Origin of the sequence: Agrobacterium sp. ICMP 6402 (assembly GCF_009498615.1) — a bacterium.
Lineage (GTDB): Bacteria > Pseudomonadota > Alphaproteobacteria > Rhizobiales > Rhizobiaceae > Agrobacterium > Agrobacterium burrii.
On the sequence record NZ_QSNV01000004.1, the window covers coordinates 145,525 to 167,015 of the forward strand.

General features: G+C 58.4%; 22 protein-coding genes. 11 read left to right on the forward strand and 11 right to left on the reverse strand.

Going from position 1 to position 21,491, the window contains the following annotated elements; all coding sequences use genetic code 11:
- The first annotated feature begins 46 nt into the window (after window positions 1-46).
- Together DXT96_RS13745 and cysK are read left to right on the forward strand one after the other, a co-directional pair.
- Window positions 47-664 carry a LysE family translocator gene (locus DXT96_RS13745; protein WP_046799448.1) on the forward strand — a complete coding sequence of 206 codons (618 nt, stop codon included), beginning with the start codon at window positions 47-49 and terminating at the stop codon, window positions 662-664.
- Window positions 665-819: 155 nt separating this feature from the next.
- Window positions 820-1,788: a cysteine synthase A gene (gene cysK / locus DXT96_RS13750; RefSeq protein WP_153515210.1), complete on the forward strand. Its 969-nt coding sequence runs from the start codon at window positions 820-822 to the stop codon at window positions 1,786-1,788.
- 215 nt (window positions 1,789-2,003) lie between these two features.
- On the opposite strand, the gene DXT96_RS13755 is transcribed toward cysK, so the two are convergent.
- The 10 genes from DXT96_RS13755 to rsmI all read right to left on the reverse strand — a co-directional run bounded on the left by DXT96_RS13755 (window position 2,004) and on the right by rsmI (window position 11,868).
- Window positions 2,004-3,536, reverse strand: coding sequence for a YifB family Mg chelatase-like AAA ATPase (locus DXT96_RS13755; RefSeq protein WP_153515211.1), 1,533 nt, complete (start codon window positions 3,534-3,536; stop codon window positions 2,004-2,006).
- A gap of 185 nt (window positions 3,537-3,721) precedes the next feature.
- Window positions 3,722-4,681 carry a glutathione synthase gene (gene gshB / locus DXT96_RS13760; protein ID WP_153515212.1) on the reverse strand — a complete coding sequence of 320 codons (960 nt, stop codon included), beginning with the start codon at window positions 4,679-4,681 and terminating at the stop codon, window positions 3,722-3,724.
- A gap of 241 nt (window positions 4,682-4,922) precedes the next feature.
- Window positions 4,923-5,435, reverse strand: a complete 513-nt coding sequence (locus DXT96_RS13765) for a cupin domain-containing protein (RefSeq protein WP_149898380.1) — start codon at window positions 5,433-5,435, stop codon at window positions 4,923-4,925.
- A 110-nt stretch (window positions 5,436-5,545) separates the two neighbouring features.
- Window positions 5,546-6,646 (reverse strand): sn-glycerol-3-phosphate import ATP-binding protein UgpC, encoded by a 1,101-nt coding sequence (locus tag DXT96_RS13770; RefSeq protein ID WP_153515213.1) that lies wholly within the window; start codon window positions 6,644-6,646, stop codon window positions 5,546-5,548.
- Between the two features lie 10 nt (window positions 6,647-6,656).
- Window positions 6,657-7,499, reverse strand: a complete 843-nt coding sequence (ugpE, locus tag DXT96_RS13775) for a sn-glycerol-3-phosphate ABC transporter permease UgpE (protein WP_153515214.1) — start codon at window positions 7,497-7,499, stop codon at window positions 6,657-6,659.
- A gap of 11 nt (window positions 7,500-7,510) precedes the next feature.
- Window positions 7,511-8,479, reverse strand: coding sequence for an ABC transporter permease subunit (locus DXT96_RS13780; RefSeq protein ID WP_371418861.1), 969 nt, complete (start codon window positions 8,477-8,479; stop codon window positions 7,511-7,513).
- Between the two features lie 83 nt (window positions 8,480-8,562).
- Complete coding sequence (locus DXT96_RS13785; RefSeq protein WP_149898377.1) at window positions 8,563-9,861, reverse strand: extracellular solute-binding protein; 1,299 nt, start codon at window positions 9,859-9,861, stop codon at window positions 8,563-8,565.
- 132 nt (window positions 9,862-9,993) lie between these two features.
- Window positions 9,994-10,554 carry a sugar O-acetyltransferase gene (locus tag DXT96_RS13790; RefSeq protein ID WP_153515215.1) on the reverse strand — a complete coding sequence of 187 codons (561 nt, stop codon included), beginning with the start codon at window positions 10,552-10,554 and terminating at the stop codon, window positions 9,994-9,996.
- A 14-nt stretch (window positions 10,555-10,568) separates the two neighbouring features.
- Window positions 10,569-10,937 (reverse strand): YraN family protein, encoded by a 369-nt coding sequence (locus DXT96_RS13795; RefSeq protein ID WP_137085835.1) that lies wholly within the window; start codon window positions 10,935-10,937, stop codon window positions 10,569-10,571.
- Window positions 10,927-11,868 (reverse strand): 16S rRNA (cytidine(1402)-2'-O)-methyltransferase, encoded by a 942-nt coding sequence (gene rsmI / locus DXT96_RS13800; protein WP_149898375.1) that lies wholly within the window; start codon window positions 11,866-11,868, stop codon window positions 10,927-10,929. Before rsmI ends, DXT96_RS13795 begins: the two co-directional genes overlap by 11 nt.
- A 267-nt stretch (window positions 11,869-12,135) precedes the next feature.
- On the opposite strand from rsmI, the gene dnaN reads away from it, so the two are divergent.
- The 6 genes from dnaN (at window position 12,136) to DXT96_RS13830 (ending at window position 16,858) form a co-directional block, all read left to right on the forward strand.
- Window positions 12,136-13,254 carry a DNA polymerase III subunit beta gene (dnaN, locus tag DXT96_RS13805; protein WP_149898374.1) on the forward strand — a complete coding sequence of 373 codons (1,119 nt, stop codon included), beginning with the start codon at window positions 12,136-12,138 and terminating at the stop codon, window positions 13,252-13,254.
- A 195-nt stretch (window positions 13,255-13,449) separates the two neighbouring features.
- Window positions 13,450-14,043 (forward strand): phospholipid N-methyltransferase PmtA, encoded by a 594-nt coding sequence (gene pmtA, locus DXT96_RS13810; protein WP_149898373.1) that lies wholly within the window; start codon window positions 13,450-13,452, stop codon window positions 14,041-14,043.
- Window positions 14,044-14,139: 96 nt separating this feature from the next.
- Window positions 14,140-14,736: a histidine phosphatase family protein gene (locus DXT96_RS13815; protein WP_153515216.1), complete on the forward strand. Its 597-nt coding sequence runs from the start codon at window positions 14,140-14,142 to the stop codon at window positions 14,734-14,736.
- 4 nt (window positions 14,737-14,740) lie between these two features.
- A complete protein-coding gene (gene pyrF, locus DXT96_RS13820) occupies window positions 14,741-15,448 on the forward strand; it encodes an orotidine-5'-phosphate decarboxylase (RefSeq protein WP_046799272.1) in 708 nt (235 codons plus the stop codon).
- A 20-nt stretch (window positions 15,449-15,468) separates the two neighbouring features.
- The gene (locus DXT96_RS13825) at window positions 15,469-15,756 is read left to right on the forward strand and encodes a DUF1330 domain-containing protein (RefSeq protein WP_153515217.1); all 288 of its coding nucleotides are present in this window, start codon (window positions 15,469-15,471) and stop codon (window positions 15,754-15,756) included.
- 121 nt (window positions 15,757-15,877) lie between these two features.
- A complete protein-coding gene (locus DXT96_RS13830; protein WP_153515218.1) occupies window positions 15,878-16,858 on the forward strand; it encodes a complex I NDUFA9 subunit family protein in 981 nt (326 codons plus the stop codon).
- Window positions 16,859-17,442: 584 nt separating this feature from the next.
- On the opposite strand, the gene DXT96_RS13845 is transcribed toward DXT96_RS13830, so the two are convergent.
- A complete protein-coding gene (locus DXT96_RS13845; RefSeq protein ID WP_153515219.1) occupies window positions 17,443-18,249 on the reverse strand; it encodes an undecaprenyl-diphosphate phosphatase in 807 nt (268 codons plus the stop codon).
- Window positions 18,250-18,407: 158 nt separating this feature from the next.
- On the opposite strand from DXT96_RS13845, the gene DXT96_RS13850 reads away from it, so the two are divergent.
- The 3 genes from DXT96_RS13850 (at window position 18,408) to DXT96_RS13860 (ending at window position 21,206) form a co-directional block, all read left to right on the forward strand.
- Entirely contained in the window at window positions 18,408-19,100 is a 693-nt protein-coding gene (locus DXT96_RS13850) for a glutathione S-transferase family protein (RefSeq protein ID WP_142840881.1), read from the forward strand.
- Between the two features lie 78 nt (window positions 19,101-19,178).
- On the forward strand, window positions 19,179-20,330 hold the full coding sequence (gene queG / locus DXT96_RS13855; RefSeq protein ID WP_371418875.1) for a tRNA epoxyqueuosine(34) reductase QueG: 1,152 nt from the start codon (window positions 19,179-19,181) through the stop codon (window positions 20,328-20,330).
- Between the two features lie 3 nt (window positions 20,331-20,333).
- Entirely contained in the window at window positions 20,334-21,206 is an 873-nt protein-coding gene (locus DXT96_RS13860) for an SDR family oxidoreductase (RefSeq protein WP_153515221.1), read from the forward strand.
- Window positions 21,207-21,491: the final 285 nt, after the last annotated feature.

Consider the following 21,491-nt stretch of genomic DNA (forward strand, 5'->3'; position numbering starts at 1 on the left):
CGGCAATTTCGCTATTGATCGAGCGGATTTTCCGGGAAACATGATCATGACACTGACGACCCTTCTGGCCTATGCCACAGCCCTCTTCATTGCCGCCGCCATTCCTGGCCCCGGCATGACGGCTATTGTGGCGCGGGCGCTGGGTTCGGGCTTTCGGGAAACCTTCTTCATGGGCCTCGGGCTGGTGCTGGGCGACATGATCTACCTGACCGGCGTAATACTGGGGTTGGCCTTCGTGGCGCAGACCTTTCAGGAAGCCTTCATGGTGCTGAAATTCGCAGGCGCGGCCTATCTCCTCTATATCGCCTGGAAGCTCTGGACCGCAGGCCTTTTGCCGCAGGACCTGAAGGCGAAAAAAAGCACCAGCATGCCGATGTCCTTCCTGTCCGGCCTGCTGATCACCCTCGGCAACCCGAAAACCATGCTGTTTTATGTGGCGCTGGTGCCGACACTGATCGATATCCGCATGATCGGTCCGTCAGAATATGCGACACTTCTCGCCCTCACCTTCGTCGTGCTGATGGCCGTTCTCCTGCCTTACATCCTGCTTGCCGCCAAGGCGCGCAACCTCTTGAAACGTCCGAGCGCGCTGACGATCCTCAACCGCACGGCGGCGGGCATTCTGGCCGGAACAGCGACCATGATCGCGATCCGCAGCACCTAAAATAATTTAGTGCATTTACCCCGCTTATCGTGAAATTTTTCCGGTAAACCGGCCATATAAGGATGAACGTTCGCTAGCCTGACAGGGCGATTGCTCCTATTCTGCCGCTCAAATCTTGCGGTCACTATTCTGTGGCCTTCATACAGGAGAGCATCATGCCCGAAGCCAGAAAGCCCGGACGCGGACGCGTCTATTCCTCCATCACCGAAACAATCGGCGATACGCCGATCGTGCGGCTGGACAAGCTGGCGAAAGAAAAGGGCGTGAAGGCCAACCTGCTTGCCAAGCTGGAGTTTTTCAACCCCATCGCCTCCGTGAAGGACCGCATCGGTGTTGCCATGATCGAAGCGTTGGAAGCCCAGGGCAAGATCACCCCCGGCAAGACGACGCTGGTGGAGCCGACATCGGGCAATACGGGTATCGCGCTGGCTTTTGCCGCCGCCGCCAAGGGCTACAAGCTGATCCTGACCATGCCGGAAACCATGTCGGTCGAACGCCGGAAAATGCTGGCCCTGCTTGGTGCCGAACTGGTGCTGACCGAAGGCCCCAAGGGCATGAAGGGCGCAATCGCAAAGGCGCAGGAACTGGCCGAGACGCTGCCCGACGCCGTCATACCGCAGCAATTCGAAAACCCCGCCAATCCGGATATTCACCGCAAGACAACGGCGGAAGAAATCTGGAATGACACAGAAGGCACGGTTGATATTCTCGTTTCCGGCATCGGCACGGGCGGCACGATCACCGGCACGGGTCAGGTTCTGAAATCCCGCAAGCCGGACGTGAAGGTCATTGCGGTGGAACCCGCCGACAGCCCGGTTCTTTCCGGTGGCAACCCCGGTCCGCACAAGATTCAGGGCATCGGTGCTGGTTTTGCACCGGCCATCCTCGACACTGGCATCTATGACGAGATCGTCACCGTCACCAATGACGAGGCTTTCGAAATCGCACGTCTTGCGGCGCGGCTCGAAGGCGTGCCGGTCGGCATCTCCTCGGGTGCAGCATTGGCGGCGGCAATCAAGGTCGGCGCGCGCGAGGAAAATGCCGGCAAGAACATCGTCGTCATCGTTCCTTCCTTTGCGGAACGTTACCTCTCGACGGCGCTTTTTGAAGGGCTTGGGCTCTAACTGCCCCATCCGGTACGCGATCGCGGAGCAAAGAATTGAAGTTCACTATGCCGCCGGCACCGCTGGCGGCATGTCAGTTTTCAGAACTGCCTCGCATTCGACCGAATTCACGCGATGCGCTTCAGATCTTGCTTTCGCATCTGCTTATAGCAAAAGGGCGGAGCATTCTGGAAGAATTCCTCCAAACTCTTCCAACAAGGCGCAAGTCCCACGGCTCAAGCCGCTGTTGGCAGCCTCTCACCCGCGATACGATAGGACACCGCTTCCGCCACATGGATGCGGCCGACCATCTGCTTTCCGTCCAGATCGGCCAATGTTCGCGCGACCTTCAGAATACGATGATAACCACGTGCGGAAAACTTCAGCCGTTCGGCGGCATCGCGCAGCAATTGCAGCCCGGACGCATCCGGTTCGGCATATTTTTCGATCAGGGTCGTCGTGCAGCGGGCATTGGTGCGGATGGCAGGAAACCCCGCCGCCGCATAACGCTCCTGCTGGGCGAGGCGGGCATTGGCGACACGGGCGGCAACCACCGCACTCGGCTCGGACGCGACGGGGCGGATGAGATCAGTGGCAGAAACGGCGGGAACATCAATACGGATATCGATGCGATCCATTAGCGGGCCGGAAATGCGGCCCTGATAGTCGGTTACGCAACGAGGACCTCTGGCGCAGGTGAAGCCCGGCTCTCCCGCCATGCCGCACCGGCAGGGGTTCATTGCCGCCACGAGCTGGATTTGCGCCGGATAGCTGACGCGGTGATTGGCCCGCGCGATGATACATTCACCCGTCTCCAGCGGCTGGCGCAAAGCATCCAGCACCTGCGGCGAAAATTCCGGGAATTCATCCAGAAAAAGAACGCCGTGATGGGCAAGTGAGGCCTCACCTGGTCTGGCGCGCAACCCTCCACCAATCAAAGCCGGCATGGTGGCGGAGTGATGCGGTGTGCGGAACGGCCTGCGGTCCGAAAGCTTGCCACCCGACAATTGGCCGGCGATGGAATGAACCATGGACACTTCCAGTAGCTCTGCCGCCTCCAGCGGCGGCAGGATGGACGGCAGGCGCGCGGCAAGCATGGATTTGCCGGAGCCGGGTGGACCGACCATCAGCAGATTATGGCCACCAGCCGCTGCCACTTCCAGCGCACGTCTGGCGCTTTCCTGCCCCTTGATATCCGCCAGATCGGGCAGATTGACCGGACTGGTCCGGATGGCGGGCACGGGGCGCGAAAGCAGCTGCGTGCCGCGAAAATGATTGGCAAGCGCTATGAGGCTGCGCGGGGCAAGGATATCGATGCCGGCTCCGGCCCAGGCCGCTTCCGGACCGCTTTCAGCCGGGCAGATCAGGCCCTTGCCGAGAGCATTGGCGCCGATGGCCGCCGGCAGCGCGCCGGAGACCACGCCGATGGTGCCATCAAGATTGAGTTCGCCGAGAACCACATATTGGCCGAGCGCCTCCGCCGGTATGGCGCCTAACGCGGCCATGAGCCCGAGAGCAATGGGAAGATCGAAATGCGATCCTTCCTTTGGCAGATCGGCAGGCGCGAGATTGACGGTCACCTTTTTCGCTGGAAGCGCCAGACCCGAAGCATGTAGTGCCGCCTGCACTCGCTCCCGGCTTTCAGCCACTGCTTTGTCCGGCAAGCCGACGATCTGGATGCCAACCTTTCCGGGTGCGACCATCACCTGCACCTCGACGGGCACACCCTCTATGCCCTGAAATGCAACCGTATTGACCTTTGCCACCATGGCCTGCCCCCGCAAACCGGCCGCAACATCAAAGCTTCATGCCCTGTGGCGGCCACCCGCAAGCAACGTGCCACAAGGAAAAGAATAAAACAAGAACATCCGGTGAACAATTTCACGCGGGCGATGTATTTTAGTTGTGTCTAGTTGTACCCACGGAACAAAGGGAGTTCGGTCGGGAAATCGCCTCAGAAATCCTGAGCTTCGCGCTTTTTCTCGATGGCATCCCACAACAGGCTTGCCACGTCGGAACCGCCGAATTTCTGCACTTCACGAATGCCGGTCGGTGAGGTGACGTTGATCTCTGTGAGATAATCGCCGATCACATCGATACCAACAAAGAGGAAACCACGCTCGCGCAGGGCGGGACCGATGCGGCGGCAGATTTCCTTCTCGCGCGCCGTCAGTTCCGTCGGTTCTGGCCGGCCGCCGGCATGCATGTTGGAGCGGGCATCATTTTCCGCCGGCACGCGGTTGATCGCGCCCACCGGCTCACCATCCACCAGCAGGATACGCTTGTCGCCCTTGCGGACGTCAGGCAGATATTCCTGGGCGATGTAAGGCTCACGGAACATCTGGCCGAACATTTCCAGCAGCGAGGAGAAATTGCGGTCATCACGCGCCGAATGGAAGACGCCGGCACCGCCATTGCCATAAAGCGGCTTGAGGATGATATCGCCCATTTCATTCCGGAACCGGGCGATCTCGGCGACGTCCTTGGTGATCAAGGTCTTCGGCATCAGATCGGCGAATTCGGTGACGAAAATCTTTTCCGGCGAATTGCGCACCCAGGCGGGGTCATTGACAACAAGTGTTTTGGGATGAATGCGCTCCAGCAGATGGGTGGAGGTGATGTAGGCCATGTCGAATGGCGGATCCTGACGCAGATGGATGACATCCATGGTCGAAAGATCAACGCGCTCCGGCTCTGACAGCGAGAAATGGTCGCCCTTGATGTCACGCAGTTCCATCTGCTCGACGGTGGCGTAAATCTTGCCATCGCGCATGGAAAGGCGATCGGGGGTATAGTGGAACAGCCGGTATCCGCGCGCCTGCGCCTCGAGGCTCATGGCGAAGGTGGAGTCACCGGCGATGTTGATGCCGGAGACATGATCCATCTGGATCGCGACGTTCTTGATCTTCGCCATGCGCATGTTCCTCTTGCAGCATAGGGACGCCTTGCCAGCCCACAATGCCCATTGTCCGTCGTTTCAAGCTTCCCCGGAGACCCGAAGAGACCCGGAAATGCTTCCGAAAGCCCGAAAGATGTAGGGCAGCGACCATTCAAAGGCAACTGCTGCAAGCGGTGCTTCGTGTGAGTTTTATTGAACCTTCACAATTCCGCCGACGGAGCCGGAGAGGCTCCGTCGTTTGGACTGTTTTACTGGTTCAGGCCGCCAGCTTGTAGGAACTGCCGGAAAACAGCTTGTTCTTGACGCGATAGGCGAGCGCCAGCGCCCTTGGGAATGGACGGCGCATGAAGGCGACCTTGCGGACATAGTCATCCACCCGCCAAGTGGCCCATGTTCCAGCCCGGAAATAGGCGACGTCACCGACCCGCAGGATGCTGATCGAGCCGTCTTCCGCCGTCACATGCACCTCGCCCTCCAGAATATAGACGGTCTCGTCCCAGCCGAAGAACCAGCGGAATTCACCCGCCGTGCAATCCCACATGGCGGTGCTGGACGCGCGGTCGCCGCTTCGGGAATGATCGGCCGCACGCGCCTTCGGATCGCCGGAAATGATCCAGTCCGGATTGATGGGGGCCGGCTGAAGCCGCAGATCGGTGCAGGATGCGCTGACAACGGCCTCGTCTTTTGCTCCGCGCAGATAGGCCGGCAATATTGGCATCGTGCGGATCGCCATGGTTGCAGCCGCCGCGAACATCATTTTGAACGACATATGAGAAAACCCCCGTGAAATATTGGAGGTCTTCTATCATCGGGATCGTAACAAAGCGGTTTTGACAATCGGCGCAATTTTAGTCATCGCGCCGATTTCTTCCGACGTGATCAGGCCGTCGCCAGCTGAGCGGGCTGTACCTGGACCTGTTCCGCCTTGCCGGCGATGCGTTTACCGGTTTCGTTGGAGAAGAAGTGCAGTTTTTCCGGCGCTATCGTCACCGACAATGCGGCCGGAACCTCTACATCCGGCGGGAAAGCCACTGTCAGGTTCTGGTCGCCGATCATGCCATGCACGAGGCGCTGTGAACCCAGCTCCTCAATGTAGTCGACGCGAAGCGCGAAGCCCTGCTCACCCGCAGCAGCGACACGCAAATCCTCCGCCCGCATGCCCACCGTCACCGCGCCGGAGGCGGGCGCAAAACCGTTCAGTGCGAACAGTGACGGACCGATGGCGAGGCTATCACCATGCAATTCAGCATTCAGCAGGTTCATGGCGGGAGAGCCGATGAAGCTGGCGACAAAGGTGGAGGCGGGGGTGTGATAGACCTCCAGTGGCGCACCGATCTGTTCGATGCGGCCGCCATTCAGCACCACCAGACGATCAGCCAGCGTCATGGCCTCAAGCTGATCATGCGTGACATAGATGGAGGTGGTGCCGAGGCGCTTTTGCAGACGCTTGATTTCACCGCGCATGGAGACGCGCAGCTTGGCATCAAGGTTGGACAGAGGCTCATCGAACAGGAAGGCCGCCGGTTTGCGCACGATGGCGCGGCCCATGGCGACGCGCTGACGCTGGCCGCCGGAAAGGGCGCGCGGCTTGCGCTCCAGATAGAGTTCGAGCTGCAGCATACGGGCGGCTTCGGCCACACGTGCATCGATCTCCGCCTTTGGCGTCTTGCGGTTCTTCAGCCCATATTCCAGATTCTGGCGCACCGACATATGCGGATAAAGCGCGTAATTCTGGAACACCATGGCAATATCGCGGTCGGCGGGATCAGCCTGGTTGACCACCCGGTCACCGATTTTCACCGTGCCTTCGGAGATGTCCTCAAGACCGGCAACCATGCGCAGGAGCGTGGACTTGCCGCAGCCGGAGGGGCCAACGAGAACGATGAACTCGCCGTCCCTGATGTCGATATCGACGTGATGCACGGCGCGCACGCCGCCATGATAATCCTTGCAGACCTGACTGATTTCTATAGCGGCCATTTCGGTCTCCTTATTTATCGCTCTCGGTGAGGCCCTTGATGAACCAGCGCTGGAATATGATGACGATCAGCACCGGCGGCAGCATGGCCAGAACGGCGAGCGCGAAAGCTTCGTTATAATCGGGGATTTGCGAACCGACCCAGACCTGCAGGATCGACTTGATGCCGCGCATCAGGGTGAAGAAACTCTCATCCGTCGTCATCAGCATCGGCCAGAGATACTGGTTCCAGCCATAAACGAACATGATGATGAAGATCGCCGCCATCATGGTGCGCGACAACGGGATGATGATGTCGATAAAGAACTTGACCGGACCGGCGCCGTCGATGCGGGCAGCTTCCAGCAATTCCTCCGGAATGGATTTGAAGAATTGCCGGAAATAGAAGGTGCCTGTCGCAGACGCCAGAAGCGGCACGATCAATCCGGTATAGGAGTTCAACAGGCCAAGTTTGCTCATCACCTCGTAGGACGGCATGATGCGCACTTCGAGCGGCAAGAGCAGGGTCGTAAAAATGATCCAGAAGGCGAGTGTGGCAAAGCGGAAGCGGAAATAGACGATCGCATAGGCCGCCGTCATCGACAGGACGATCTTGCCAACGGCGAAACCCACACCGAGGATCAGCGAATTGATGATCATGTTGAGACCGGTAATCTGCCCGGTGAAGCCGCCCTTCTGGGTCAGGACCTTTTCGTAAGTTTCGACGAAATTGTCGCCCGGAACGATCGTCAGGCCGCTGCGATGGATTTCCGCCGCCGTATGGGTGGAGGTCATGAAGGCCACGACGACCGGCAATATCAGGAACAACGCGCCTGTTATCAACACCAGATGATCGAGGGGTTTTGTCTTGTACATCGTCTTTTCCCTCAATTGTAATGGATGCGCTTCTCGATGAAGCGGAACTGGATGATGGTGAGGACGAAGACGACCAGCATCAGGATGACGGACTGGGCCGAAGAGCCGCCAATGTCATTGCCGCGGAAACCATCGAGAAACACCTTGTAGACCAGCGTGATCGGGTTGTTCGCCGCCTTGTCCTTCACCATCACGTCGATGACGCCGAACGTATCGAACAGGGAATAGGTGATGTTGATGATGAGCAGGAAGAAGGCGGTGGGTGCCAGAAGCGGCATGATGACCGTCCAGAACCGGCGAAAGCCCGAGCGGCAGTCGATGGCGGCGGCCTCACGCACGGCGACGGAAACGCCCTGCAAGCCGGACAGGAAGAAGATGAAATTATAGGGGATCTGCTTCCAGACGGCGACGACGATCATGGCGAAGGCCGTGTCGAAATAATTGAGGCCGACCTTCATGTCCCAGCCCAGCATCGCCGCCATCTTGACGAAGGGGCCGATATGCTGGTCGAAGAACATCATGCCGATCAGGCCCGCGACAGGCGGCGCGATGGCATAAACGGAAATCAGCACCGTCTTGTAGGTCGAACTGCCACGAATGACGGCATCGGCCTTGACGGCGAGCAGCAGACCGAGCGCCAGCGAGAAGAAGGTCACCAGCACAGTGAAAATGACCGTGAACTTGGCGATGCTGAGATATTCCGGATTGAATAGCGCGTCCGAATAATTGGCGAACCCCACAAACGAGGCTCCGAACCCGAAAGGATCTTCGATATAAAAGGACGAATGCACGGCCTGAACGGACGGCCAGTAGAAGAAGATGAAAATCACCGCGAGCTGCGGCGCCAGAAACAGATAGGGCACGAAGGACGAGGAGAACTGTACGCGCTTCATGCCGGCTTCAGCTGGCTTAGCGGGTTTTCCAGCCCTTACGGACCAGCCGGATAAAAACCGGCGCGGTTGAGACGATGTATAGGCCACGCTTGCGCCTCCTTATCCAGAAGCGAGCCTCCCTTCCGTCGGAAAGGAGGCTCGACAACGATCATTGGTTTCGAAAAGATCGATCAGCCGGCCGTCTTGGCGAAACGGGCCAGAAGGTCGTTGCCTTCCTTCTCGATGATGTCGAAGGCGTCCTTCGGCGTGACTTCGCCGGAGAAGATGCGGTTATATTCGCGTTCCATGACAGCGCGGATCTGCGGGTAGAAGCCGAGGCGATAACCCTTGGACCATTCGCCGCCCGGCAGCGACAGCTGCTGGATGCCGACTTCGGCGACCGGCTTTTCCTTGTAGAAACCTTCAGCCTTGGCCTTTTCGTAAGCGGCCTTGGTGATGGCGACGTAACCGGTTGCCTTATGGTAGAAGACCTGGATTTCCGGCGAGGTCAGGAACTGGAAGAAGTCAGCCACGCACTTGTTTTCGGCTTCAGACTTGCCCGACATTGCAAAGAGAGCAGCGCCGCCGATGAAGGAGTTGGTGCCAGCGCCCTTGATGGAGCCCCAGTAGGGAAGGAAGGTTGCCGAGAACGGCATGGTCGCCGTCTTCTGCAGGCCGCCGAACGAACCCGAAGAACCGATCCAGAAAGCAACCTTGCCTTCTTCGAAGGGCTTCTGGTTGTCGTTCCAGCCAGCACCATAATAGGCGAACAGGCCCTTGTCTTTCCAGTCCTTCAGCTTGTCGAACATCATGACGAGGTTCGGGTCTGTAAGCTTGAGCTTGGTGTCGGTAACACTGTCGTAACCGTTATTGTTGGTGGCGAACTGGATGTTGTTGCGGGAGAAGAAGTTCTCCGTGAACTGCCAGGTCAGCTGCGACTGGACGAGCGGAATGTAACCGGCTTCCTTCAGCTTCGGCGCGACCTTTTCAAAATCTTCCCAGGTCTTCGGAGCCTCGACGCCAGCCTTCTTCAGGGCTTCGTCGTTGACATACATGATCGGAGCGGAGGAGTTGAACGGCATGCCGACGAACTTGCCGTCAGCGGCAGCGTAGAAATAACGCACGCCGTTGATGAACGCTTCGCGATCGAACTTGTAACCGGCCTTGTTGATGAGGTCTTCCGCAGGAATGACCGCGCCCTTGGCGTTGATGATGGTGGCGGCGCCGGCATCGAAAACCTGGAGAATGTTCGGCTGTTCGCCCGAACGGAAGGCGGCGATGCCGCTGGCCAGTGCTTCTTCGTAGGAGCCCTTGGAAACCGGCGTCAGAGCGCATTCCTTCTGGGCTTCGTTGAACTTCTGCGAAACTTCGTTGATGACTTCGCCGTTACGGCCGCCCATGCCGTGCCACCAGGTGATGTTGGTCGCAGCCATGGAAGACGTTGCCGAAATGCTGACCGCCACTGCGGCCATGGAAATCTTCTTCAACATTACTAAATCCTCTCCACCATTTATTGGGGTGAGGATGCGAATAGAGGGGTTCCATGACGCCTCTTTAACAGTTTCATGTCAGATTTGTTACGGTGCCTGCTAATAGACTCCGTTCTTTCAAAAATGGACGTCTCAGGCGTCCTTCCGCCTTATGGGCCGGGCCGGATTTCCCACCACCGTCGCCCCCGGCGGCACATCGCGCGTCACCACCGAGCCAGCACCGACAATCGCGCCATCACCAATGGTAACACCGGCCAGAAGGATCGCCCCGCCACCGATCCACACATCACGGCCGATTGTCACCGGCCTTGCGATTTCAATGCCTTGTGCGCGTGGAACCAGGTCGAGATGATGTTCCGCGCAATAGATCTGCACGGCGGGGCCGAGCATCGCGCCTTCGCCTATCACGACCTTCGCAGAATCGAGAATGACGCAGCCCGTATTGAGATAGACATTCTTGCCCAGGGTGATGTTGAAGCCGTAAGCGCAATGAAATGGCGCTTCGATAAATGTCCCTTCCGCCACGGAGGCGAAAAGCGTTCGCAGCAACGGTGCCATGGCCCCACGATCATCCGGCGGCAAGGTATTGTGCTGGTGAACGGCTCGGCGCGCCTGGCCGCGCAGCACATCCAGCTCGGCATCCATGCAGCTGTACCATTCGCCTGCGGCCATTTTTTCGCGCTCGGTGGACATTGCCTTCCCTCCCCTCAAAAAGCATCGATGAAGTGCTGCGGCAGGCGTCGCGGCAGAACGGCGACGATATCGAAGCGCAGCGAAAATCGCTCGGCATCCCTGCGGCGAGACAGCCAGAGATCGGCGGCGGCGCGGATGCGTTGCTGCGAATGAAAGCCGACCGCATCGACAGCCGCGACACCGGAAGAACGCGCCTTGACCTCGACAATAGCGACCACATCCCGCTTGCGGGCGATGAGATCGATTTCGCCAAGCCGGGTACGATACCGGATCGCGAGGATGCGATATCCCCTGAACAGCAGATAAAGCGCTGCCCAATATTCGGCGTTGTGGCCGCGCCGCTCGGCCTTGCGGCGAGTGTTCTTTCGCCCGTCAGCCGCCATCCCTGCCCTTCATATCCAGCAGCCGCTGGTAAAGCTCCTTGCGCGGCAAGCCGGTCAGTTTTGATGCCTCGCCCGCGGCTTTGGCGGCAGGCATGGTTGCAACCAGATCCTTCAGCAGCGTCTCGACATCCTCGATATCGGGAATTTCGTCATAGGAGGGCGGCTCTATCAGCAGCACAATCTCACCCTTCACCACCCGGTCCTCGTCGTAATATTCCGCAAGCTCGCCGAGTGTGCCGCGACGGAATTCCTCGAAAGTCTTGGTCAGTTCGCGGCAGACCACGGCGCGGCGGTCGCGGCCGAGCACTTCCGACGCCACCTTGACGGTGGTGCTGATGCGGCGTGGCGATTCAAAGAAGATCAAAGTGGCGGGAATTTTCGCAAGTTCGGCAAAGCGGTCGCGCTTGCCGCGATCCTTCACCGGCAAAAAGCCCGCAAACAGGAAGGCGTCGCTCGGCATGCCTGATCCAACAAGGGCGGCAAGCGGCGCCGATGCGCCCGGCACCGGCACGACGCGATGGCCGGCCTCAAGCGCCAGCTGACCAAGACGATAACCGGGATCGGAAACGAGCGGCGTTCCGGCATCCGATACCAGCGCCACGGATTTTCCGGCCTCCAGCGCGGCAATGAGCTTCGGCCCCGCTTCGTTCGCATTGTGCTCATGATAGGCGAACGGGCGGTTGCGTATGCCGTAACGCTCAAGCAGGATACGGGTGACGCGGGTATCCTCGCAGGCGAGGACATCGGCAGAGGCCAGCGTTTCCAGCGCCCGGATGGTGATATCGCCCAGATTGCCGATGGGGGTGGCCACGAGATAGAGCGCCGGCTCCAGCGGCCGTGCCGGAATGGTGGCCGTACCGATCCTGAATTCCTTTGTTGCCTGTCTGGTTTCGCTGTTCGATATTTCTTCCGTCACACGGCTTCCAATCATTCTGGCCGATCAATCCCGGCCGTTCACTCCGGTTTTGCCCCCTTTATGGGCAATAGAAAACCGCCGAACAAGGTCCATCGGCCGCCACATCCTGTGGATCATGCTGTATAGCAGCAAAATGAGCGGAAGCAGATGCACTCGGCTCTTGCATTTTCAGCAATAACTCTGCCATTTTGCCCGTCCACATTATCCGGCTTTTTGCCGGTCAAGACTCTTCTTGCCGATCCGGCGGTGGCCGGTTCGCAACGGTTGAAAGCGGTAGCGTCCATGCGTATTACTCTTGAGCGGTCGAACCTTCTTAAATCGCTGAACCACGTGCACCGGGTTGTTGAGCGTCGCAACACGATCCCGATCCTGTCCAACGTCCTCTTGCGCGCATCCGGCGCCAATCTGGACATGAAGGCGACCGATCTTGACCTCGAAATCACCGAAGCGACGCCAGCCATGGTGGAACAGGCGGGCGCCACCACCGTGCCGGCGCACCTGCTTTATGAAATCGTGCGCAAGCTGCCTGACGGTTCCGAGGTGCTTCTGGCGACCAACCCGGACGGCTCTTCAATGACGGTTGCCTCCGGCCGTTCGAAGTTCTCGCTGCAATGCCTGCCGGAAACCGACTTCCCGGATTTGACCGCCGGCACCTTCAGCCACACCTTCAAACTGAAGGCGACCGACCTGAAGATGCTGATCGACCGGACGCAATTTGCGATTTCGACCGAAGAGACGCGTTATTACCTGAACGGCATCTTCTTCCACACCATCGAAAGCGGCGGCGACCTGAAGCTGCGCGCTGTCGCGACGGACGGTCACCGTCTGGCGCGCGCCGATGTGGATGCTCCTTCCGGTTCCGAAGGCATGCCGGGCATCATCATTCCGCGCAAGACCGTTGGCGAATTGCAGAAGCTGATGGACAATCCGGAACTGGAAGTCACCGTCGAGGTCTCGGACGCCAAGATCCGCCTGACCATCGGTTCGGTGGTTTTGACCTCGAAGCTGATCGACGGCACCTTCCCGGATTACCAGCGCGTGATCCCGACCGGCAACGACAAGGAAATGCGCGTCGATTGCCAGACCTTCGCACGCGCCGTCGACCGCGTCTCGACGATTTCTTCCGAGCGCGGACGCGCCGTAAAGCTGGCGCTGACAGACGGGCAGTTGACGTTAACCGTCAACAATCCCGACTCGGGAAGTGCTACCGAAGAAGTGGCCGTTGGTTACGACAATGATTCGATGGAAATCGGCTTCAATGCCAAATATCTCCTCGACATCACGTCGCAGCTTTCCGGCGAGGATGCGATTTTTCTGCTGGCAGATGCCGGATCGCCGACGCTCGTTCGCGACACTGCCGGCGATGATGCACTCTATGTTCTGATGCCGATGCGCGTTTAAACGGCTGTTTTTTGCCAATTCAATCAAAAACGCCGGTGGATCGCTTCCCCGGCGTTTTTTGATTCGGCTACCGTGTGTTTCAAACGATAAGCGAATTTTTCCAGTTACGACATTTTGCCTTGTTTTTGCGCCAAATGAGATCAACAGTACGTAACCGTTTTTTGACAATGACCAAAAATGTATCCGAGGGGAATTATGGCACTTAACCTGAAGCAACGCCTTGAGCAGAAATTTGAGGAAGAAATCCGCTTTTTCAAGGGCATGGTCAGCCAGCCGAAAAAAGTCGGCGCCATTGTTCCGACATCGTCGATCACGGCGAAAAAAATGGCGAGTGTCATCAATCCCCATTCCGGCCTGCCGGTTCTCGAACTCGGCCCGGGCACGGGTGTCATCACCAAGGCCATTCTGGCGCGCGGCATCAAGCCGGAAAGCCTGACGGCCATCGAATATTCGACCGATTTCTACAATCAGCTGCTCAGAAGTTATCCCGGCGTCAACTTCGTCAATGGCGACGCTTTCGATCTCGATGCGACGCTCGGCGAACACAAGGGCCAGATGTTCGACAGCGTCATTTCCGCCGTACCGATGCTGAATTTCCCCATGGCCGCCCGCATCAAGCTTCTCGACGAATTGCTGAAGCGCGTACCGCACGGCCGCCCCGTCATGCAGATATCCTACGGTCCGATTTCCCCGATCGTCGCGCAGCCCCATCTTTACCACATCCGCCATTTTGATTTCATCGTGCGCAATATTCCGCCGGCACAATTGTGGACCTATACGCGGGCCTGACCACACGGCAGAATGGACAAGGCCGTCATTTCCCGGTCGTGACGGATGGTTAGGGTGTTGGTTTGCCCTTTCCATTGCCCTTGAGGACCGATTGCCATGCATGCGCTCTACATCACCCATCCCCAGGTCAAGATCGATCCGACGGTTCCTGTTCCTGAGTGGGGACTTTCGGACAGGGGTGTCGAGCGGGCGCGGGAGGCAAGTCGCCTGCCCTGGGCGCGGGCATTGCGGCACATCGTTTCCAGCGCCGAAACCAAGGCTATCGAAACCGCCCGTATCCTCGCGGAAACCTCCGGTGCGGCGATAGAGATTATCGAAGCGATGCATGAGAACGACCGGTCTGCCACCGGCTTCCTGCCGCCGCCGGAATTTGAAAAGGCAGCGGACTGGTTCTTCGCCCATCCTGACGAAAGCTTTCACGGTTGGGAAAGGGCGATCGACGCGCAGGCGCGGATCGTCGGCGCGGTCAAAACCGTTCTCGACCAGCACGACCCGCAACACCCTATCGCCTTTGTTGGCCATGGCGGCGTGGGTACGCTTTTGAAATGCCATGTCGAAGGCCGCGGCATCAGCCGCGCCAAGGACCAGCCGCCGGGCGGCGGCAATCTTTTCTGCTTTTCCATCGCCGAGTTTTCACTTGCAGCAGCGTCCCCCCCATGCGACTGGACGGCAATGGAAACATGGCAGGGATAAAACAATGACCGCGCGCGAAAAACTCATCGTCGGGCTGGATGTTCCGACTGTGCAGCAGGCCGAAGACATCGTCTCAAAAATCGGCGACGAGGTTCTGTTCTACAAGATCGGCTATCAGCTGGTATTCGCAGGCGGTCTCGAATTTGCGCGTGACCTTGTTCAAAGCGGCAAGAAGGTCTTTCTCGACATGAAGCTGCTGGACATCGACAATACCGTCGCATCCGGTGTCGAGAACATCGCCCGCATGGGTATGTCGATGCTGACCTTGCACGCCTATCCAAAGGCCATGCGTGCCGCAGTCAAGGCGGCCGAAGGCTCAGGCCTCTGCCTGCTCGGCGTCACCGTGCTGACCTCGATGGACGACAGTGATCTCGCGGAAGCCGGTTACGCCTCGGATGCCCGTTCGCTGGTGCTGCGCCGGGCGCAACAGGCGCGCGAGGCGGGCATGGGCGGCATCGTCTGTTCGGCGGAGGAATCAACCGCCGTGCGTGAAATTCTCGGTCCCGATCTTGCCGTCGTTACCCCCGGCATCCGCCCGGCGGGTGCAGATCTCGGTGATCAGAAGCGGGTGATGACGCCTTACGATGCGATCAAAGCCGGTTCGAGCCATCTGGTCGTCGCCCGTCCCATCGTCAGGGCGGAAGACCCGAAGGCGGCGGCCCGCGCCATTCTGGACGACATGCTGCGCGCCAGCTTTCCCGCAAATCAGTAAAAACCATCGGAGGAGACGAAATGGCTAAGGGATATTGGATCGCCCACGTCGATGTACGCGATAGCGAGCACTACAAGGACTATGTCGCGACGGCGAAGCCCGCTTTCGAGCGGTTCGGCGCCAATTTTCTGGCTAGGGGCGGCGCTTTGACCGAACTGGAAGGAAAGGCGCGCGGACGCAACGTCGTGATCGAGTTCCCCTCGGTGCAGCACGCCATCGATTGCTACAACTCGCCCGAATATCAGGCGGCGGCCAAAATCCGTCAGGACGTCGCCGATACCGATATGATGATCGTCGAAGGAATTTGACGAACTTCAATCCGATTTCCAGAACCCTGGCCACAGCTTGCGAGAACGTCTCTTCACGCGCGCGCGGCTTTGGGCTAAGAGACTGAAAAACACTTTATCGACAGCTTCTGAGGAGCCTCCCATGACCTTGGCCAACCTTCCACCCCTCGTCACCGTTTTCGGCGGTTCGGGTTTTGTCGGGCGGCATGTCGTGAGAATGCTCGCAAGACGCGGTTATCGCATCCGTGTTGCCGTGCGCCGCCCGGATCTTGCCGGTTTCCTGCAGCCACTCGGCAATGTTGGCCAGATTTCCTTTGCCCAGGCGAACCTGCGTTATCGCGACTCCATCATCAAAGCCGTCGAAGACGCTGACCATGTGGTCAATTGCGTCGGCATCCTCACTGAAAGCGGCCGCAACACCTTTGACGCCGTGCAGGAATTCGGCGCCAAAGCCATTGCCGAAGCCGCCCGCAATGTCGGTGCGACGCTGACGCATATCTCCGCGATCGGCGCGGATGCGGGTTCGCAGACCGGCTACGGCCGCACCAAGGGCCGCGCCGAGGCCGCCATTCATTCCGTCCTGCCCGGCGCCGTGATCCTGCGCCCGTCAATAATTTTCGGACCGGAAGACGATTTCTTCAACAAATTCGCCAAGATGGCCCGCAGCCTGCCTTTCCTGCCGCTGATCGGCGGTGGAAAAACCAAATTCCAGCCTGTTTATGTCGAGGATGTCGCCGAAGCCGTCGCCCGCAGCGTCGATGGCAAGCTGAAGCCCGGCGCTATCTATGAACTCGGCGGTCAGGACGTAATGACGTTCCGCGACTGTCTCGAGGCGGTTCTTGCCGCAACTTACCGTCAGCGTCCTTTCGTCAATCTGCCTTTCGGCATCGCTTCGACGATCGGCAAGATCGCTTCAATGGTGCCGCTCATCACGCCACCGCTGACGGCCGATCAAGTGACCATGCTGAAAAAGGACAATGTCGTTTCCAGCGAGGCGGAAAAGAACGGCCTGACACTGGAAGGCATCGGCATCAACCCCGTTCGTGTCGCTTCGGTTCTGCCCTCTTACATGGTGCAGTACCGCACACACGGTCAGTTCTCCAACGCCGGAAAAGCCGCCTGAAACTTCGCTTCAGGCATCGCCATTCTGAACGGAAGCGGGAGCCATTCCCGCTTTTTCCTTTTGCGCGATTGAATTGCAACCAAACCGTTATGAGCGCATTTCCCTCTCAACTGAAGGGGAGGTGCAGCATCGACAGGGGCGAGTTTGCAAAGCCGGGTAAAAGTTAACGGCCTTCGGCCGCAACACGTAAGCGTGGCACAAGCGCAACTGTGGAAAAGACTTCGCATTAACCCGGTATTCAGCAAGCTGCTTTATTGATATTGGCCACATTCCAAACATATCCCGGACCCTCAATTCACACACGGCGGCATGAGCCGCGCGAACGAACGTCTGAAAGGCAATCATAAAATGGGCAGATCTATCGCACTCTTTTTTGCGTGTGCGGCTTTGGTGGTTCTGGCGGGTTCTTTCATGGCGCCGGGAACGGTTGCAGCGGGCAAGAGCGGTTGCGCTCCCGCCTACGGCGTCGACCCCTGCGCAACGGCTTCGATCAGCACCAACTGATCGGCTTTCACAAGATTCAAAAAAGCGCCTCTGGTTTCCCGGGGCGCTTTTTCTTTTTGGTTCGCAGGTCCACGAGTGGATTACCCGAAGACCAGAAGCGCGATCAGGCCGAGCGACCCGATGGCAATGCGCCACCAGGCGAAGGCAGCAAAACCCCGGCGCGAGACGTAGTCCAGCAGCGAACGCACGACGAACAGGCCGGAGACGAAAGCGGCGATGAAACCGACGGCGATCAGCGCGCCGTCATCAAAGCTCAGCGCATCGCGGTTCTTGTAGAGATCGAGGGTGAAAGCGCCAAGCATGGTCGGCATCGCCAGGAAAAACGAGAACTCGGCGGCGGACCGCTTGTCCGTGCCCATCAGCAGCGAGCCGACAATGGTGGCGCCCGAGCGCGAGGTGCCAGGGATCATTGCAAGGCACTGAAAGAGGCCGATCTTGAAGGCAAGCGACGGCGGATAATCCATGATGTCGGTATATTTCGGTTTTAATGGCATGCGGTCGACAGCGAGCAATATGACGCCGCCGATAATCAGGACGACGCAAATCAGCATCGGCGTTTCGAACAGCACCGTCTTGATGAAGTCGTGCGCCAACGCGCCGATCACCGCCGCCGGCAGGAAGGCAAGCGCGACGGCCAGCACGAAGCGGCGCGCCTTGGCGCTGGTCGGCAGGGCGATCGCGATCGACACAAGCTTTTGAAAATAAACAAGAAGGATCGCGAGGATCGCACCAAGCTGAATAAGAACGGCAAAGGTATTGCCGGGTGATTTGAAGCCGAGGAAGTGCCCGGCCAGCAGCACATGCGCCGTTGAGGAAACGGGAATAAACTCCGTCAGACCCTCGATAATGCCCAGCAGAAGCGCGCTGATGATCGATTGGTCACCCATGACGTATCCTTTTTTTCAGGGAAAAGCGGGAAGGGAATGAAATTTCGTTAAACTTGTTTTAAAGTAGCCAAGCTCTTATAGCGTCTTGATGAAGCGAAACTGAAAAAGTTTTCCGGCAAATGCCGATCATGACAACCAATTGTAAAAATTGAGTACCGATGCCAACTCTCTATCATTCTCCGATGTCGACCGCATCCCGGTTCGTTCGTCTGATCCTCGCAGAATACGGGTTCCAAACCGATCTCGTGGAAGAGCAGCCGTGGGAAAGACGGCGGGAGTTTCTGGCGCTCAATCCGGCCGGCACCCTGCCTGTCTATCTGGATGACAATATGCGTTCCCTCAGCGGGCCTTACGTGCTTGCCGAGTTTCTTGATGAAACGCATGGGGTTTTGAAACGCGACAGGCGACTTCTGGCAGAAGACCCGTTTCAGCGCGCGGAAATCCGCCGCCTGACGGAGTGGTTTCTGCAGAAGATGGAAAATGACGTGACCCGGCCGCTGGTGCGGGAGCGAGTTTATAAATTGCAGATGACGACCGCGCAGGGTGGCGGGCCGCCGGATTCCAAGCTGTTGCGCACTGCCCGCAACAATATCCGCCAGCACATCAAATATCTGGAATGGCTGGCGGGTTCGCGCACATGGCTGGCCGGCGACCGGTTGAGCTATGCCGACCTTGCCGCCGCAGCCGGTGTTTCGGTGCTGGACTATCTTGGTGAGATCAACTGGCTCGAAGCGCCGATCGCCAAGGAATGGTACCAGCGGCTGAAATCCCGCCCATCGTTCCGGCCGTTCCTGAGCGAGCGTATTCCGCGCCTTGCCCCCTCCTCGCACTACGCCGACCTGGATTTTTAAGCCTCGCCTTCCCGGTTATTTGCTGCGGCCTGCGTTGAGCATATATAAGTCGCAGAATAACCCTCGGGAGAAACGACCATCGACGTTGCCAGCGACAAGCAGCGAATACGCGCCCGCAAACTGACGGATTTCGTTCGCCAGGAAGCGCTTTCGCTTGGCTTTGATCTCTGCCGCATCACCGCACCGGACAGCATTCCGCTGGCCCCGGAACGGCTGAGGTTGTTTCTCGACAAGGGTTACCACGGCACGATGGCCTGGATGGAGGAAACGGAGGCCCGCCGGGCTCAGCCGAAAACGCTATGGGGCGACGTGCGCTCCATCGTCATGTTCGGATTGAATTACGGCCCGGAGGAAGACCCGCGTGGCGTGCTTTCGAAACCGGACAAGGCAGCCATTTCGGTCTATGCCCGCAATCGCGATTATCACGACATTATCAAGGGACGGCTGAAGGAAATCGCCACCCGTTTTGCGGCCCGTGCCGGCGAGGATGTGAAGGTCTTTGTCGATACCGCGCCGGTAATGGAAAAACCGCTTGCCGCCGCCGCCGGGCTCGGCTGGCAGGGCAAGCATACCAACCTCGTCAGCCGCACACATGGTTCCTGGCTGTTTCTCGGCAGCATGTTCACCACCGCCGAGCTCTGTCTTGATGAGGCGGAGAAGGATCATTGCGGTTCCTGTCGCGCCTGTCTCGATGCCTGTCCGACGGCCGCTTTTCCCGCCCCCTATCAGCTCGATGCGCGCCGATGCATCTCCTATCTCACCATCGAGCATAAGGGCGTCATTCCGCACGAATTACGACCGATGATCGGCAACCGCATCTATGGTTGCGACGATTGCCTTGCCGCCTGTCCGTGGAACAAGTTTGCAGCGAGCGCCTCCGAGATGAAATTGCAGGCGCGCGAGGACCTGAAGGAACCTTCCATTTCCTTTCTGCTGACCCTCGACGATGCCGCCTTCCGCAGCTTTTTCAGCGGCTCTCCGGTCAAACGGATCGGCCGCAACCGGTTTATCCGCAACGTGCTGATCGCGGCGGGAAACTCCGCCGACCGGCAATTCGTGAAACAATGTAAGGCGCTTGCCGAAACAGACCCTTCACCGGAGGTGCGCGGTATGGCCGCATGGGCTTTGTCACAACTTATGGACAGGGAAGAATTCCGTACATACTCTGCCACCCGCGCCCCGGAGACCGATCCGGAGGCGGAAATGGAATGGCAACTGGCAGAGGCGTGACGCATGCATGTGATGATTTTTGGCGCGGGATATTCGGGAAAAGCCATCGCAAACGCGCTGAAATCCGTGGCTGATACTATTTCCGGTACGACGCGCAGTCAGAATAAGTTTCCGAACCTCGAAGCCGCAGGCATGACGCCGTTCCTTTTTGACGGCGTCCATCTTAATGACGATCTCAACCCCGCGATGGGCAATATCACACATCTCGTCCAGTCCATCGCGCCCGGCGGGCAAGGTGATCCGTTGCTGGCGCTGCTGGGCGACGATCTAAAACGGTTTCTGCCGAAGCTGGAATGGATGGCTTATCTCTCCACCGTCGGTGTTTATGGCGATCATGACGGCGCCTGGGTGGATGAAGAAAGCCCCTGTCGCCCTGTCTCCGCCCGTTCCGTGGAGCGGGTCGCTGCCGAAGCTGCCTGGACTGCGGCCGCCCAAAAAGCAAATGTGCCGCTTGTCACCCTTCGTCTGTCCGGAATTTATGGCCCCGGACGCAATGCCTTCATGAATTTCGAAAAGGGAACGGCGCGCAGGCTGGTGAAGAAAGATCAGGTGTTCAATCGCATCCGGGTCGAGGATATCGGTGCGGCACTTGCCTTTCTGGCGAGCAGGAACGAACGCGGTACATTCAACGTTACCGATGACGAACCCTGCCCGCCGCAGGATGTCGTGAGCTTCGCCGCGACGTTGATGGGTGTGGAGCCGCCGCCCGAACAGGCATTCGAAACCGCCGATCTGACCCCTATGGCGCGCTCCTTCTACGGCGAGAACAAGCGTGTTTCCAACGCTAAAATACGCAGCCTCGGCTTCAATTTCGACTTTCCGGAGTACAAAACCTCGCTGACGCAGTTGTGGGCAAACGGTCTCTGGCGAGGCTGAAGACGTAGCCGTTAAAAGCGATGAAAAATCCTTCCAAACCCACTTTTGAGGATGGTTTTCGTCGCATTTTGGTCAATTAGGACTTTATTAACCAAACAAAATTCACTAAAATCATAGCAATTAGAAAAATATTTCACTCACATTTCGTGAAGTGGATTCACGAAGCCGTGACTTGTAACAGCATTTCGATTGCGCGTTGATTCTGCGTTATTTTTTCCATTTTCTTATCCGTCCGCCCTACGGACACCTTTCCGGCTAATGATCACGAATATTACAGTCTGTAAC